Origin of the sequence: Thermoleptolyngbya sp. C42_A2020_037 (assembly GCF_015272455.1) — a bacterium.
Taxonomy (GTDB): Bacteria; Cyanobacteriota; Cyanobacteriia; order Elainellales; family Elainellaceae; genus Thermoleptolyngbya.
Genome location: NZ_JACYLP010000050.1, coordinates 1 through 14,710 on the forward strand (window position 1 = coordinate 1; position 14,710 = coordinate 14,710).

Annotated in this window: 13 protein-coding genes; 7 read left to right on the top strand and 6 right to left on the bottom strand. The window is 54.5% G+C overall.

Annotated features, from left to right (window positions below; all coding sequences use genetic code 11):
* Nucleotides 1-87: 87 nt before the first annotated feature.
* The gene (gloB, locus tag IGS16_RS18260; protein WP_297087884.1) at nucleotides 88-861 is read right to left on the bottom strand and encodes a hydroxyacylglutathione hydrolase; all 774 of its coding nucleotides are present in this window, start codon (nucleotides 859-861) and stop codon (nucleotides 88-90) included.
* A 314-nt stretch (nucleotides 862-1,175) separates the two neighbouring features.
* On the opposite strand from gloB, the gene IGS16_RS18265 reads away from it, so the two are divergent.
* The 7 genes from IGS16_RS18265 (at nucleotide 1,176) to IGS16_RS18295 (ending at nucleotide 9,613) form a co-directional block, all read left to right on the top strand.
* Complete coding sequence (locus IGS16_RS18265; RefSeq protein ID WP_297087886.1) at nucleotides 1,176-2,414, top strand: FtsX-like permease family protein; 1,239 nt, start codon at nucleotides 1,176-1,178, stop codon at nucleotides 2,412-2,414.
* A 621-nt stretch (nucleotides 2,415-3,035) separates the two neighbouring features.
* Nucleotides 3,036-3,794, top strand: coding sequence for an ABC transporter ATP-binding protein (locus IGS16_RS18270; protein ID WP_297087888.1), 759 nt, complete (start codon nucleotides 3,036-3,038; stop codon nucleotides 3,792-3,794).
* A gap of 683 nt (nucleotides 3,795-4,477) precedes the next feature.
* Nucleotides 4,478-5,902 carry a PP2C family protein-serine/threonine phosphatase gene (locus tag IGS16_RS18275; RefSeq protein WP_297087890.1) on the top strand — a complete coding sequence of 475 codons (1,425 nt, stop codon included), beginning with the start codon at nucleotides 4,478-4,480 and terminating at the stop codon, nucleotides 5,900-5,902.
* A 197-nt stretch (nucleotides 5,903-6,099) separates the two neighbouring features.
* Nucleotides 6,100-6,693, top strand: coding sequence for a pentapeptide repeat-containing protein (locus IGS16_RS18280; RefSeq protein WP_297087892.1), 594 nt, complete (start codon nucleotides 6,100-6,102; stop codon nucleotides 6,691-6,693).
* A 201-nt stretch (nucleotides 6,694-6,894) separates the two neighbouring features.
* Complete coding sequence (locus tag IGS16_RS18285) at nucleotides 6,895-7,164, top strand: hypothetical protein (RefSeq protein ID WP_297087894.1); 270 nt, start codon at nucleotides 6,895-6,897, stop codon at nucleotides 7,162-7,164.
* Between the two features lie 211 nt (nucleotides 7,165-7,375).
* Nucleotides 7,376-8,773 carry an argininosuccinate lyase gene (gene argH / locus IGS16_RS18290; RefSeq protein WP_297087896.1) on the top strand — a complete coding sequence of 466 codons (1,398 nt, stop codon included), beginning with the start codon at nucleotides 7,376-7,378 and terminating at the stop codon, nucleotides 8,771-8,773.
* Between the two features lie 6 nt (nucleotides 8,774-8,779).
* Nucleotides 8,780-9,613: an ABC transporter permease gene (locus IGS16_RS18295; RefSeq protein WP_297087898.1), complete on the top strand. Its 834-nt coding sequence runs from the start codon at nucleotides 8,780-8,782 to the stop codon at nucleotides 9,611-9,613.
* A gap of 433 nt (nucleotides 9,614-10,046) precedes the next feature.
* On the opposite strand, the gene IGS16_RS18300 is transcribed toward IGS16_RS18295, so the two are convergent.
* The 5 genes from IGS16_RS18300 to cbiT form a co-directional block, all read right to left on the bottom strand.
* The gene (locus IGS16_RS18300) at nucleotides 10,047-10,694 is read right to left on the bottom strand and encodes a class I SAM-dependent methyltransferase (RefSeq protein ID WP_297087900.1); all 648 of its coding nucleotides are present in this window, start codon (nucleotides 10,692-10,694) and stop codon (nucleotides 10,047-10,049) included.
* A gap of 182 nt (nucleotides 10,695-10,876) precedes the next feature.
* Nucleotides 10,877-11,635: a 2-phosphosulfolactate phosphatase family protein gene (locus IGS16_RS18305; protein WP_297087902.1), complete on the bottom strand. Its 759-nt coding sequence runs from the start codon at nucleotides 11,633-11,635 to the stop codon at nucleotides 10,877-10,879.
* Between the two features lie 201 nt (nucleotides 11,636-11,836).
* A complete protein-coding gene (locus IGS16_RS18310; protein WP_297087904.1) occupies nucleotides 11,837-12,787 on the bottom strand; it encodes a putative 2-dehydropantoate 2-reductase in 951 nt (316 codons plus the stop codon).
* 72 nt (nucleotides 12,788-12,859) lie between these two features.
* Entirely contained in the window at nucleotides 12,860-13,729 is an 870-nt protein-coding gene (locus tag IGS16_RS18315; protein WP_297087906.1) for a phosphatidate cytidylyltransferase, read from the bottom strand.
* 323 nt (nucleotides 13,730-14,052) lie between these two features.
* Nucleotides 14,053-14,655, bottom strand: coding sequence for a precorrin-6Y C5,15-methyltransferase subunit CbiT (gene cbiT / locus IGS16_RS18320; RefSeq protein ID WP_297087908.1), 603 nt, complete (start codon nucleotides 14,653-14,655; stop codon nucleotides 14,053-14,055).
* Between the last annotated feature and the right edge of the window lie 55 nt (nucleotides 14,656-14,710).

The following is a 14,710-nucleotide window of genomic DNA, read 5'->3' on the forward strand; positions in this document are numbered from 1 at the left end:
CTGAAAACCCCCGGTAGATAAGACTTTTGGAGCCTGGAAGGGGGCGATCGCCCATTAAGCCTTTTTTCTTTCTCAGACATTCTTTAGCTACCACATATCCTTCTTTCCTCGTAAGCGAGCAAAGCTTTGCACGGGGTCTGATGTGTTCATGGCTGCCTGGAGTGCGGGTGTATCCCATCGCAGAAAGGGATTGGTTTGTTTTTCGACTGCTAAGAGTGATGGCACTGTGGGCTGTTGAAGCTGTCGCTGGCGGAGTGTTTCCTGGTAGCGCAGTTCTAGAGCCTGGTTTTTGGGATCGACCGAGAGCGCAAACTGAAGATTCTTCAACGTGTATTCATGAGCGCACCAGATGCTTGTGTTGTCTGGCAAGGCACGGAGTTTGGACAGCGAGTGAACCATCTGAGTGGGGGTGCCTTCAAATAAGCGTCCGCAGCCGCCTGCGAACAGAGTATCTCCGCAGAACAGGTCGCCTGACTGCTCTGATTTGGCGGGTGGAAAGTAGTAGGCAATATGGGCGCGGGTGTGGCCGGGGACGAAGAGGATGTTGGCTGGGCGATCGCCCAACACAATGCGATCGCCCTCCTTCAAAAATTCCTGCTGTCCTGGAATCCGTTCCCGATCTTCTGCGCCACCGTAGACCACTGCATCGGGAAACCGCTGCAACAGTGCCAGGTTGCCCCCGACATGATCTCGGTGGTGATGCGTATTCAAAATTGCCACAAGCTGAGCATCCAGGCTGAGCAAACAGTTCAAGACTGGCTCTGCTTCCGCAGGATCGACAACGGCCGCTTGATGCGTATCAGGGAAATACAACACAAAGATGTAATTGTCCGACAGGGCCGGAAGACGATGGATTTGCATGGGGAATTGAGATTGTGTGAGATAGGTTCAGCGGTGTCTAAGCTTCTTATCTGCTCCTTACCGTAGACTCATTTCACACCTGATGACCAGAGCTACGTTTATGTCTGACCAAGTGCGGGTATAAGCCACCGACTTTAATTCCAGACAGTAATTCCAGACAGTTACGCCGAGTGGCACAACTTGGCACAGTTCCAACCACTCAGCAACGTACAGTGAAGAGGTGTATGCGTACAAATCTGCGTGCCAATTCTGCATACGGGTTTGACTTCGTTTACTGAATCTGCCCTCAGCGGCCCGCTGGGCCGGTCTACCGCATGGCTTCAGTTGCTCGCAAAAATCTGTTTGAGGATATTCCCCGGTTTCTCGTAGCCCAGGCCGGGATTATGTTTGCTGTTAGTCTGGTAACGATTCAGACAGGCATTTTGAACGGATTTAGCCGCTCGACCAGCACCTTAGTTGACGGCTCTAGCGCAGATATCTGGGTTGGGGCCCAGGAAATGGTGAATCTACAGCTTACGCTCCCAATTCCGGCGGGAATGATGCAGCAGGCACAAGAGGTAGAAGGGGTCGCCTTGGCTGAGGCGATGATTACGCGAACCACAACGTGGCGGAGTCCCAGCGGCGACATTTCCACTGTGCAAATTATTGGGTTCGACCCGGCTAGCCGTCTGTTTAACTATGGCAACCTGTCGGAGGGCAGGGTCGAGGATTTGCAGCAGCCCTATACCGTGATCCCGGATCAAGCAAACCGAGCGTCGATCCACGTCAGCCAGGTGGGCGATCGCGCCAATATTGGCTCGTTGCCAACACGAGTGGTTGGCTTTACACGAGGCACGCAATCGATTGCATCCAGCACCTACGTTTTTACTTCACTCAAAAACGCAAATGCCTACCTGAATTCTGCCTATACGTCTACCACAAGCTGCCGTTTACAGGACGGTCAACTAATTTGTAGCAACCTGTTTGAGCGGACGATCAATCCCGATGCGGTGCCAGAACCCCGCGCCCTCTCTCCCACAGATGTCATTACCTACGTCTTAGTCAAAGCAGAACCTGGAACCGATCTGGAAGCGCTGAAGCGCCGATTAGAACAAGCCTTACCCAATACCAAGGCTTATACCAAAGCAGAAATGTCTGATTTGACACAGAAGTATTGGGTGCAGCGCACGGGGATCGGCTTTGTATTAGGCTTAGGCGCTACTGTGGGTGTCATTGTGGGAATGGTAATTGTAGGACAAATTTTATACTCATCGGTCGCCGACCATATTCGAGAATTTGGCACATTAAAAGCGATGGGCGCATCCGACTGGGTAATTTATCGCATCATCATTGAGCAAGCGCTATGGATGGCGATTTTGGGCTACATTCCCAGCGTGGCACTGTGTCTAGGGTTAGGAGCCTGGACTTTTGCAACGCAGGGCATCACGATTCTGATTACACCAGTGACCGCCGTTGGCATTTTGGGCATTACGGTTGGCATGTGCGTCACTTCAGCATTGTTTGCAATTCAGAAAGTGACCCATGTTGACCCGGCCATTGTGTTCAAGGCTTAGAGGGTTGCGGTTTAGAAGGCTAGATGGGCTATTTAAGCCCAATCAAAACTTTATAAAAACGCAAATATTTTCGTGTCTAGGGTTACGGAGTGTGCGTAGAAAGGCTTATTACACTAGATAAAGATTAAGAACGGTTTATGGCAGGGGCGCTGATTTGCAACTCAAGTTGAAGTTTATCTGGATTTAGACCTGCCCAAAGAGAGACAAATTCGGAATGTGGGGGTTTTGCATGTGAAGCATTGATTAGAAAAGGTTTGAGGTCTTCGTCTACAGAAAATAGGGGTTCCGTCAACTGGGTGAAGGCAACTTTTGAGCATTCAAACTATCGTGAAGTTATCGCGAGAAGTGAGAGACACGTCTCAAGGTATGCAACCTGTTAACTAGTTTTGCAGTCTATATTTGCAGTCTAGTGAGATACCTTCTTTAGGATTTCAAGTTTATTAGAACTGTAGGCTAGCTTTTGACAGTTTATTTTGACATCTGGTGTTGCCTGGATTTTGAACACGCTCGAACACCCGGTGTCAGGGTTGGATTGAAGTAACTGAGTGCCTCACAGTTTCGTGGTTTAGTCCTTGATCGACCTGTTGTTGTGGATCACGCTGCCGTTTACGTTCTAAGTTCATGACTGTATCGCATCTGAATCTAGCTTCATCCCTCGCAGTGCCTCTGCCGTCTCAGTATTTAGCAGAGCGAGAGCTGACACCTGTTGTGTCGGAGGCGATCGCCACTCGCGGCGTAGAAATGGTGTACGGAGAAGGAGCCGAGCAGTTTCAAGCACTCAGTAACATTAACCTGGAAATTCCCGCAGGCAGCATTCAACTCTTGATGGGGCCGTCTGGCTCTGGCAAAACGACGCTGCTCTCGATCCTGGCAGGCATCCTGACTCCTTCAGGCGGTAGCGTTCGTCTGCTAGGTCAGGAAATTACTGCAATGTCGCGATCGCAGCTTTCGCAATTTCGCCTGCAAAACATCGGTTTCATCTTTCAAGGCTTTAACCTGTTTCCAGCGCTCACAGCTCTGGAAAATATCGAACTGGCGCTGGAGATGAAGGGCATTCGCGGCAAGGCAGCCCGCCACGAGGCATTGTCGCTGCTAGAAGCCGTAGGGCTGGGCAGTCGCGCCAAAAACCTGCCCAAGAACCTCTCTGGCGGACAGAAACAGCGAGTGGCGATCGCCCGCGCCCTAGCCGGAAACCCGCCGCTGATTATGGCAGACGAACCCACGGCAGCCCTCGACTCTACGAGCGGGCACGCCGTGATCGATCTGCTCAGCACTCTTGCCAAAGAGCGGGGACGCACCGTTCTCATCGTGACGCACGATCCTCGAATTATGGACGTTGCTGACCGAGTGCTGTACCTAGAAGACGGACAACTGAAATAGCCGCCAAGGAATGGCCGCGAGGTCGCCATTATCAAAAGAGCTTGCCATTGAACATCGTCTGGAGACTATGGCTGGATGGGGGGCGATCGCCCTAACTCCACTCCGTCATAAAACTCATCACCAATGGGCATCCAGCTTTTGCAAAACTTTACCTTGTGCCCAGCAAAGGTTTTCTAAAACCCCCGTAACGGCTCTGGCACTTTGCTCTAGCCCAAAACCTAATCATCTCCTTCAACAGAGCAGTATCTTCATACGGGATTGCCAGGACAGGTTCTGTAGTAACCCTGTAATCGATCCCTCATTAGTAGGAAATTAGTAGGAGAGCGGCATAGCCTTCATAAGCTTTGCCGAATCCATTGCTTTATCGAGGCTTTATCGAGTGCCAAATCTGAATCAGAGCCAGACTCAACCAGATCCGCACTCAGGCGTTCTCCTAGTCAATACAACCTATTCAGTCTTGGCTCTGTCTGGCGAAACTGGCCATAACCGCAAAATCGTCCTATACTCCGGTTAAGAAATCTTTCCCAGGTTGTTCTCCTGTCAATTCTGTGTACACTCGATAAAACCTGATCAAAGTTCATCGCCTTTCTAGTGTGACCTTACAGGCAATTTCCATAGAGCAATTTCCACAATTGCAACCCCAGTTCTAACTGGTTTCTGTCAAGCCTCGAACCAAGCCTCGCATGACCACCGTTCCCGTTCCACGACAGCCTTCACAATCGCCTGATTTGCCTGGCGGCACGCCCGCGCCAGACATCACGCCCGTGTTTGCGCTGAAGGAACTCGTGTCTCGGCTAAACCGGGAGCATAACAAGGTTCAGGATCTACTGAGTTCTCTGGGGTTTGCGCTGCGAAGCTTCACCAACCTCAATCAGTTTTTAGAGCTGACCCCGCTGATTGCCAGTCGTGTGACCGATGCCGACGGGGGGGCCCTAATCCTATTCCGCCCCAATGGGCAATTGCGCCTTGAGCGGATTCACTGCCAAGATGGGCGCAATTGTCAAACCATTCGCAAGGCGCTGGAAACGGCTACCTTGCAGCTTACGGCTTCGCCCCCGACGGGGGGAACGACACTGGTTCCATCGGCTGATTTGACAGCATCCCTCGACTATCAGGTGAATCGCTACCTGGGGGCAGACGTGCAGATGTTTGGCACGGCAATTTTGTCTAAAAACGAGGAGCGGGGACGGCTCTACGTTTTTAGCTATGATCCGAACTATGAGTGGACTGAGACGCGGCAGAAGCTAGTGAGGCTGGTGGCGGATCAGACAGCGGTGGCGATCGCCACAGACGAACTCACTGTCGAACTCCGCAAAAAAGAGCGCCTGGATCGAGAGCTAGAAATTGGCGAAGAAATCCAGCGGCAGCTTTTGCCCCGCCAGTGCCCCCAAATTGAAGGACTGGAATTGGCAGCCCGCTGCAAAAACGCCAACCGCGTCGGCGGCGACTATTACGACTTCATCCCGGTGAACTATGACCAGGTACGCGCCAAAAAGGGCACGCTGAGCAGCTGCAACCGCTGGAGTATTACGATTGGCGACGTGATGGGCAAGGGCGTTCCGGCGGGGCTGATTATGACCATGCTGCGGGGAATGTTGCGGGCAGAAGTGCTAAACGGACACCAGCCCTCGCGGATTTTGCAGCACTTAAACCACGTCATGTACGCGGATTTAGAGAACTCTAACCGCTTTGTGACGCTGTTTTATTCCGAATACAACACCGAAACCCAGGTCTTGTCCTATAGCAACGCTGCCCACAACCCGCCGCTGCTGTGGCAAGCCGCGACAGGCAAAATTACCCGGCTAGACACGCTGGGAATGCTGATTGGGCTGGATGTGGATACGCAGTATTTCGACGCGCAGGTGCAGTTGGCTCCGGGTGATACAGTCATTTATTTCACCGATGGATTTACTGATGCGGCTAGCCCGAATGGCGATCGCTACGATGAAGAAAACTTGGTGAAAGATGTTGAATATGCCTGCCAGGCCTACAGCAGCCCACAGGAAATTCTGGAGTATTTATTTGGGCAAGTCCAGCAGTTTGTCGGAGAAGGGCGCAATGCTAACGACGACATGACGCTAATCGTCATGCGGGTCAAGGTCGAATAGTGGAGCTAAAACAGGCGAGCCGCAGTTCCGGTTTCTATGCTTGAGTCCTAAATGAGTGCCCGTCTACGCAATTTGGACTATTTCTAAAGTTGTAAAAAACTCTGGTCGGGCTGCTAAAATTGACAACCTTCAGCGGATGAACTGCTGTCAGCCTGTTGAATAAGGTGTGGATGTAGCTAATTGGTTTAGGTATATTCATGGCTTTCAAAAACTATGGACGGCTGGCAGGCGGGGCGATCGCCCTTGTTTCCGCAGGAATGGTGGGTTGTGCCCTCACCCCTCCAACACCGCCCACCCAGGTTGACCCAGCCCCGAATCAAGCCCCTGCGGATTCCCAAACCGCTCCCCAGGGCGCGAACCCGGCCCAGCCAGTGCCAACCGCTGCCCAGGATAGTTCCAATCCCGCTGCAAGCCAGCCCGTTGACAACCAGCCCATCGCTCAGGCAACAACGGGTAGTGACCCCCTTAGCCAGTTGCTCTCTACGCGCCAGTGTGTCGGCTGCAACCTCCAAGGGGTTGATCTGGAACGGGCAGATCTTCGCGGCGTAGACCTGAGCAACGCCAACCTGACAGGGGCTGACCTCGAAAAAGCAGACCTGAGCAATGCCAACCTGAGTGGGGCTAATTTGACCAATGCGGATCTGGAAGAAGCCAACTTAACAGGTGCGAATTTGCAAAATGCGAACTTGACCCGCGCAGATCTGGAAGATGCGAACCTGACGAATGCTAATGTGACGGGTGCAAACTTTACCGGAGCCGATTTGGACGGCGTGATCGGGCTGCAACGCTAGGGGCGATCGCCCAGAAGGGGTCGGCAAACTTTCGGAACACTTTAAGGGAAGATTCTAAGCGGGGATTGAGCGCCAAGCCTTCTAGCAATCCAGCACCATAGCTGGATCAAACGCTTGCAAATTACGGTATATTCCGTAGTATTTTATGGCTGCCGCAAATCAGCGGTCGCTTCAGGATTATTTCACGAGGCTTCAATCCCCATGATGTGGATCGATTTGGCGCATCACGCCTTGACGTGGGTTTCTAGTGTCCCTGGTTTTGCCGACCCTGCAAGCTGGAGCCTGGCTCCCGACGGGCTGCTCTGGCACTGGCACTTTGATTACCCAACGCTGGCACAACAGTTTGATACGGACGTATTTGCTGGGGTGCGGCGGGCAGCAGACAATTTTGTAAAGACTGGCCAGGTTTGGGCACTGCTGATTGGCATTGTCATTGGCTATCTGCTGCGCGGCTTTACAACCTACGGCTAGATTCATCAGCAGGCATTAAGCGGTTTTAGGTAGCGCGAACGACTCAGAATCGTCTCTTTTAATGCAGCAACGTCAGGCAGGAGTCGTCAAAACTGGCAGCAATAGCTAAACCCCATAGCTGAACCCCATAGCAAGGGCAGGCCCACCGCAAGGGCAATTGCTAAACCAATTGCTGAACATTTATCTGAGAATTTACTCTTAGGACAAGATTTTGGTCAATCCTTCTCCGCAGCAAACCTGGAGCCAGCGATTTGAGTCGGCTTTGCATCCGGCGATCGCCCGCTTTAACGCCAGCATCGGCTTCGACATCGAGCTAATCGAATATGACCTGACGGGTTCGCAAGCCCACGCCAAAATGCTGGCTCACACAGGCATTATTTCTCCCGAAGAGGGCGAACAGTTGGTGGCCGGGCTAGAGCAAATTCGCCAGGAATATCGATCGGGACAATTTAACCCCGGCATCGACGCGGAGGACGTGCATTTTGCTGTGGAACGGCGGCTGACAGAAATTGTCGGCGATGTGGGCAAAAAGCTGCACACCGCGCGATCGCGCAATGACCAGGTGGGCACCGACACGCGGCTTTATCTGCGCGACCAGATTGGGCAGATCCGCCAGCAGTTGCGCCAGTTTCAGTCGGTGCTATTTGCCCTGGCAGAACAGCATGTGGAAACGCTGATTCCTGGCTACACGCACCTGCAACGGGCGCAGCCGCTGAGTCTGGCACACCACCTGCTGGCTTATTTCGACATGGCGCAGCGCGACTGGGAGCGGCTAGGCGATGTCTATCGTCGGGTTGATCTGCTGCCGCTGGGGTCTGGGGCGCTGGCAGGCACGACCTTCCCGATCGATCGCCACTATTCTGCCGAGCTGCTAGGCTTTGGCGGCGTATATTCCAACAGCCTGGATGGGGTGAGCGATCGCGACTTTGCCATCGAGTTTCTCTGCGCCGCCAGCCTGATCATGGTTCACCTGTCGCGCCTGTCGGAGGAGGTGATCCTCTGGGCCTCGGAGGAGTTTAGCTTTGTGACGCTGAAAGATAGCTGTTCCACGGGTTCCAGCATCATGCCCCAAAAGAAAAATCCCGATGTGCCAGAACTGGTGCGCGGCAAAACTGGGCGTGTGTTTGGGCACTTGCAAGCCCTGCTGGTGCTGATGAAGGGACTGCCCCTGGCCTACAACAAAGACTTGCAGGAAGACAAGGAAGCCCTGTTCGACGCGGTAAAGACGGTGCGCGGCTGCCTGGAGGCGATGACCATCTTGCTGCAAGAGGGCATGGAGTTTCGCACCGAGCGGCTGAACAGCGCCGTCGCCGAAGACTTTTCCAACGCGACCGACGTGGCAGACTACCTCGCTGCCAAGGGCGTGCCCTTCCGTGAGGCATACAATCTGGTGGGCAAGGTTGTGAAAACCTCTCTGGCAGCAGGCAAACTGCTGAAAGATCTGACGCTGGAAGAATGGCAGTCGCTACATCCCGCCTTTGAGCAGGATATCTACGAGGCGATCGCCCCTGCCCGCGTTGTCTCTGCCCGCAACAGCTACGGCGGCACGGGGTTCAACCAGGTGCGTCAGGCCCTCGACCGGGCCCGCGCTCACCTCAGTCAACCTTAGAAACCCATGACACAGCGCCCTGACAGGCTTGCAAGAAGACCTGGACTGCTGCCCTACCTCCGCCGTCATCTGCGCGTGCTGGGGCTATTTTGGGAAACGGCGATCGCCGCCGAGTTGGAATATCGGATTAACTTCGTGCTGGCCACGCTCAGCAGCCTGGGCAGCTTGGCGGGCAGCCTGTTCGGACTGTTCCTCTTTTACCGCACAGGCTACAGCTTTCAGGGGTGGAGTTGGGAAGAGGCGCTGGTCGTGCTGGCCATGTTCACGCTGCTCCAAGGTTTTTCCGCCACCTTCCTCTCGCCCAACCTCAGCCAGATTGTGAAACAGGTTCAGTTGGGCACGCTGGATTTTGTCTTGCTAAAGCCCATCAGCGCCCAATTCTGGCTGTCTACCCGCACCGTGTCGCCGTGGGGCATCCCGGATCTGATGTTTGGGTTGATTATTCTAGGCTACGCGGGGTCGCGGCTGGGCCTGCCCGCTGGCACCTATGGTCTGGGGGCGATCGCCCTCGCCCTGGGGCTGGTCACCCTCTACAGCCTGTGGTTTATCCTGGGAGCCACCAGCATCTGGTTCGTCAAGGTGTATAATGTGACGGAAGTGCTGCGGGGCTTGCTGGAGGCGGGGCGCTTTCCCACGGCTGCCTATCCCGCTGCTTATCGATTCTTCTTTACCTTCATCGTGCCCGTAGCGTTTCTCACCACAATTCCCGCTGAGGCGCTGCTGGGTCGCACTGCCTGGGGCTGGATTGGCGCATCCGCTGGGCTGGCGATCGCCCTGTTCCTCTTTGCCCAACAGTTCTGGCGCTTCGCCCTGCGATTCTACACCAGCGCCTCCAGTTAACTTGCACCGATCGGTGCAGTCCGTAAAACAACCTCTAAAACAAATTGCCACACCTACAGATCCCTGGTCTCTATCAATTCGTGTCAATGGATTCCCAGTAAACCCATCACTTTCAAAAGAAACCAGAGATCTGCGGAAAGTATCTGCAAGGTTGACTTAAAGGTCGGCCGGAGATCTTGCGAATCTCGTATCTACTCTCTCTTGTATGTATCGTATGTATATGTATCGTATGTATCTTCGATCTGTGCTATCTGGGTCGGTCTCTCAAGCGTACGGAACTAAGCGTATGTAACCAACTTGTATGTAACTAAACAAGTGTATGTAACCCAACGATCCGTATGCTGGAGGGTCTGTAGCTCAGCCGTCCTGTTATTACTTCACATCAGGGTTCGGTTTTTACGCATACGCCAGCCAGCCCAAAATCCAAAATCCTCTAGCTCACTCGCTCAGCCATCACCGCATAAAACGGATCGCCCCCGCCCATACCCAGCATTTGCAGAAACGGGGGCACTGACGGCTGACGAGCAATCGTCTCAATCTGACCAAAGCCAGGAATCTGCTCGAAGTAACGCTTTACCAGTTCTACCCGCTGCGGTTCCGAAGCTTCTACCCACACCTGAATTGCCTTCTGGAAAAACATCCGGTTAGAAAAGCTGATGATGGCAAGGCCACCTGGTTTCAGAATGCGATAGATTTCGGCAAACACAGCCTCCGGTCGCTGTAGATACTGCACCGACACTGTATTCAGCACCGCATCAAAGGACTGATCGGGCAGCGGCAAAAGCTGATTCTGGTTCAAATTTTGCACAAAATAGTGATCGAGCCGAGGATTTTTCGCCAACTCTTCTGAGTTCATGCCGTGCCCCTCGACGTGGGCAAACGTCATCTCCTCTGGCAAATGAGATACCCAGCTACTCATCATGTCAAAAATGCGAGTATCCGGCTTCAGCCGTTCCCGGTACAGATCGGTCAACTGCTGAATAAACCCGTCGTCTACATGGGTCACGAAACGCGGATAGTCGTAGAACAGCGCATCGTCTGTTTCGTCAAGCTTGCGCCGCTGGGCAGGTTCCAGAATCATCGGGGGTACTGATATTTAGACACCTCACCCTCCAGTATATTGCGAAATATTAAGCAGGCGACATGCTGCTGGAGTTGACTCATACGCTATGCCCAACCCTCGATTATTTCGTCACGGCTATTGCGTCACGGCTGCGTCCACTACGCCACCGCTGCGCCACCGCTGCGTCACCCCACAGTGAGTTACCCCGCAACCCCAATCAAGCTTTCGTGCTTTACCAACACCCCCGGCTCCCGCTGGATAGGTAGTACATTCAGCACATCTGTCTGGGAGCAGTATTTCAAATCTTCGTGGCAGTGCAGGCGCAGCAGGCGTTTGCCGTGGGTGGCGTGGTGCAAGAGTTCTAGCAGGCGATCCTGCCACTGGCTGTAGAGACTTACTGCGCTGATCAGTTCGTCGTTGCCCGCGAGGTCTTCTAGCGGAACGCCGAGTTCGGCTTGCAACCGATGGGCGATCGCCCCTGCACAGACCGTATCCTCCAGCGAAAATGACCCTTCCCAGCCAGAGCCAACCAGCCACACGGTTTCGGGGCGGCGGGCCAGCAGATAATCCACAACAGCCTGACGGTTGACCAGTGCAGCGGCGATCACCGTTTCGGCAGACTGGATCGAGGTCAGCGCACGAGTGCCGTTCGTGGTGCTGATGAACAGTCGCCGCCCCGTCACCACCTCTGGCGTGCAGTCCAGCGGCGAGTTGCCAAAGTCAAACCCTTCTACCTTTGCGCCGCCCCGTTCTCCCGCCCGAATCCGCTTCTCAGGGGCCCAAGATTCGCTCACCCGCATCAGTTCGTTGAGGTCGCTAAACACCTGAACCGCTTCGGCTCCAGCGTTGAGTGCGGTGGCCATAGTGCTGGTTGCCCGAAGTACGTCGATGGCGATCGCACAGTCGGGCGTTTTGCCGGAAGGAATCAGTTCCGGTGTGTGGAAAACGAACAGCTTCACAGGTTGACCTTGTTAAGAAATACTGCCGACTAACATCTTACGTTGTCTTGTGTCGGCCATCTCAGGCAAAACCATGCAAGAAAACTTGCGGATAGATTAACTAATCTTTGACTACGACGCGAAAACTACCACATCCTTTGCCCTGCCAGCAGCCTCCCAAACCAGTATTAAACCACTTTCAGAGAATTCTCGCTCGCCCCGCTACAAGCCCCGATTCTGCGCGTCTAGAAACCGCAGTTGTTGATATAGCGTTTGAATCTGAGGCAAGTGAACCCCTGCCGCCTGAGCCGCCCGCAGCGGATTGCCATACATCGCTTCGACTTCCAGCGGGCGTTTTTCGTCGTAGTCGATTTTCATGCTGGTGCGATAGGGCTTCATTTTTGCCGTGTGATCCAGCATGGTCTGCACAAAGTCGGGGGCGATCGCCCGTTCCTGTGCCGCTGCCCCCTTCATCACCTCTTCCATCAGCGACTCGGCGAGCGATCGCGCATCGGAGTTGGCCATCATCTCTTGTGTAGTCGCGTTCAGCACCACAGACAGACCATTAAACGGAATATTCCACATCAGCTTTTTCCAGCGGGCCAGCACCAAATCTTCGGCTAGCTCAATGGGAATGCCCGCCTGCTCAAAGTCTGCCGCGATCCGCCGCAGTCGGTTGGTAATGCCTACCGCCTCCCCCGCCGCGCTGTATTCCCCCATCGCAATTTTCTTGTAGTCCAGGTGGCGAATGTGCCCCGGCCCGACTTTGTTGGAGCAGAGGAAACACAACCCACCCAGGACGCGCTCTGGGCCGGCGATCGCCGCTGCTTCAGCCTCTACCCCCAGCCCGTTTTGCAGCACCAGCACCACGCCATCATCCTTCACCACAGGCGGTAGCAGGTCTGGCAGCAGATGATTTTGGGTCGTCTTCAGCGCCACAATCACAACATCGCAGCGCGGCATATCGGGCGATCGCCGATAGGCATTCACCTGCGGCAGCACAAAATCCCCATCCGGCGACTCGATTACCAGCCCTTGCCGCCGCACCAGGTCAAAATCGCTCCGCAATAAGTAGTGAACCTCCAGCCCTGCTTTTTGCAAACACGCGCCATAGTAGCCGCCCAACGCCCCCGTGCCCAAGACGGCGTAGGTCAATCCTGAAGCCGTATCCATGCTGCTGTCCTCTTTGCCCGCAAGTTTGCCCGCAAGTAAAGTCTACACAAAGACAAACATAGGATTTCTGTCCTATGCGGGCAGCAGTGGAAGCAGGAGCGTGACGAAATAGTAAACCAGTGGCGCGGTGAACACATAGCTATCGGCGCGATCGAGGATGCCACCATGCCCCGGAATGAGTTGCCCAGAATCCTTTACGCCCGCGTCGCGCTTCATCATCGATTCCGTCAGGTCACCCAGCAGGCTAGCAATGCCGATGATGAGTCCCAGCGCCATACCCGTGAGGGGAAAGCCTGGCCACCGCAGCAGCCAAGATCCGATTGTCCCAACCGCGACGCTGCCCAACACCCCCAGCACTGCCCCTTCTACGGTTTTCTTGGGGCTGATAGCCGACAGGCGCGTTTTGCCAAACAGTTTGCCAAACACATAGGCTCCAATATCCGCAGCCCAGATGCAGCCAAAGGCAATCAGCATCGTCGTCAGCCCCGGTGGTAGGGCTTGCCAATCGTCCCAGGAGAGGGGCAAAAAGCCATTTAGCGGCAGGTTGCTCACGTCTGCCTGGCCGAGCGATCGCAGCCTCACCCAATAGCTCGGCAGATAGCCGCCGTAGAATAGCCCCAAAATGGAGGCAGAAATGTCGGCGATCGTCGCCAGTTTGGGCTGAAACAGCAGGTAAAAGCAAATGCAAGTTCCGGCGACGGGCACCACCGCATCAGCCAGCGTGGGGGAGAGCGTGGCCGTTACCAGAATGAGCTGGCTGACGGCTAGCGTCGTCTTGGCAGCCGGAGCCATGCCCTTGGCGCGGCAAAGCTGGAAATACTCTAATTGCCCCAAATACACCATCAGCGCAACGCCCAGGGTGAAATACCACCCGCCCAAACACACCATTCCCAAAGCAAGAATGATGGCGATGATAGCGCTGAGAACTCGGGGCGATGCCATAGAGAGTTAAAAGATGGAGCAATCGATAGCAATAAAGAAACCGTAAAGAAGGACGTAAGCGGAGGTTAAAGACTACTCTGGCACACTTTGGCGTGCATCCTTCATAAACACACCCATCTGCGGTCTTATTTATGGGTTTCGTTTACATATTGTAAGGGCGCTCTCAGCGGAGCGCGTGTCGCTAAAACGGCAGAAGGAAGAGGGAAGAACGAAGAAGGAAGAGGGAAGAACGAAGAACGAAGAAGGAAGAACGAAGAGGGAGGAAGGAAAACTTGGTAAGATGCGGGTTGCTAGAACGGCAGAAGCAACTAGGGGAGATTCGGTCATTCTCCTTTTTCGCCACTGACGATAAACATGGGGTCAAGCGCTGCAAACACCTGATGAATGCCGCGATTTTCCAGGCGGTTGATCACCGACTGCACCACTTCCACATTGCGAACCTGGAGGCTGGCGAGACATTCTGAGATGGCATAGAGCGTTTCGAGGTTAGTGGCGATCGCCACGATGCGTCCCCCCGGCAGCAAATAGCTCCACGCCGCCTGCAAAATCGCCTTCACCGATCGCCCCCCCTCCACGCACACGCAATCCGGCGCATCCGTTAGCTCGCTCAGGCACTCTGGGGCGCTGCCCTCCACCACTTCCACCGTTTTTACGCCAAAGCGATCGCAGTTGCGGCGAATCAAGCTGGCCACTTCCTCGTCGCGCTCGATGGCATAGACCTTTCCCAAAGGACACCGCAGCCCCACCTCGACCGGAATCGTCCCTGTGCCCGCGCCAATATCCCACAGCACCGCGTCCGGCCGCAGCCGCAGTTGCGACAGCAGCAGCACCCGAATTTCGCGTTTGGTCAGGGGAATTCCGGGCAACTGCTCAAAGCGGTCGTCAGGAATGCCAGAGGTGACATAGGGCCAGAGTGGAGAAGCCATACAGACTAGAGCCTCGCGCTGAATTGGGAACGGTGCGTGGAACCTGGCCCACGGG

Excerpts from the sequence above, each read along its gene's own strand:
- gloB (WP_297087884.1), bottom strand. The coding sequence starts at position 861 with ATGCAAATCCATCGTCTTCCGGCCCTGTCGGACAATTACATCTTTGTG.
- IGS16_RS18265 (WP_297087886.1), top strand. The coding sequence starts at position 1,176 with ATGGCTTCAGTTGCTCGCAAAAATCTGTTTGAGGATATTCCCCGGTTT.
- IGS16_RS18270 (WP_297087888.1), top strand. The coding sequence starts at position 3,036 with ATGACTGTATCGCATCTGAATCTAGCTTCATCCCTCGCAGTGCCTCTG.
- IGS16_RS18275 (WP_297087890.1), top strand. The coding sequence starts at position 4,478 with ATGACCACCGTTCCCGTTCCACGACAGCCTTCACAATCGCCTGATTTG.
- IGS16_RS18280 (WP_297087892.1), top strand. The coding sequence starts at position 6,100 with ATGGCTTTCAAAAACTATGGACGGCTGGCAGGCGGGGCGATCGCCCTT.
- IGS16_RS18285 (WP_297087894.1), top strand. The coding sequence starts at position 6,895 with ATGATGTGGATCGATTTGGCGCATCACGCCTTGACGTGGGTTTCTAGT.
- IGS16_RS18295 (WP_297087898.1), top strand. The coding sequence starts at position 8,780 with ATGACACAGCGCCCTGACAGGCTTGCAAGAAGACCTGGACTGCTGCCC.
- IGS16_RS18300 (WP_297087900.1), bottom strand. The coding sequence starts at position 10,694 with ATGATTCTGGAACCTGCCCAGCGGCGCAAGCTTGACGAAACAGACGAT.
- IGS16_RS18310 (WP_297087904.1), bottom strand. The coding sequence starts at position 12,787 with ATGGATACGGCTTCAGGATTGACCTACGCCGTCTTGGGCACGGGGGCG.
- IGS16_RS18315 (WP_297087906.1), bottom strand. The coding sequence starts at position 13,729 with ATGGCATCGCCCCGAGTTCTCAGCGCTATCATCGCCATCATTCTTGCT.
- cbiT (WP_297087908.1), bottom strand. The coding sequence starts at position 14,655 with ATGGCTTCTCCACTCTGGCCCTATGTCACCTCTGGCATTCCTGACGAC.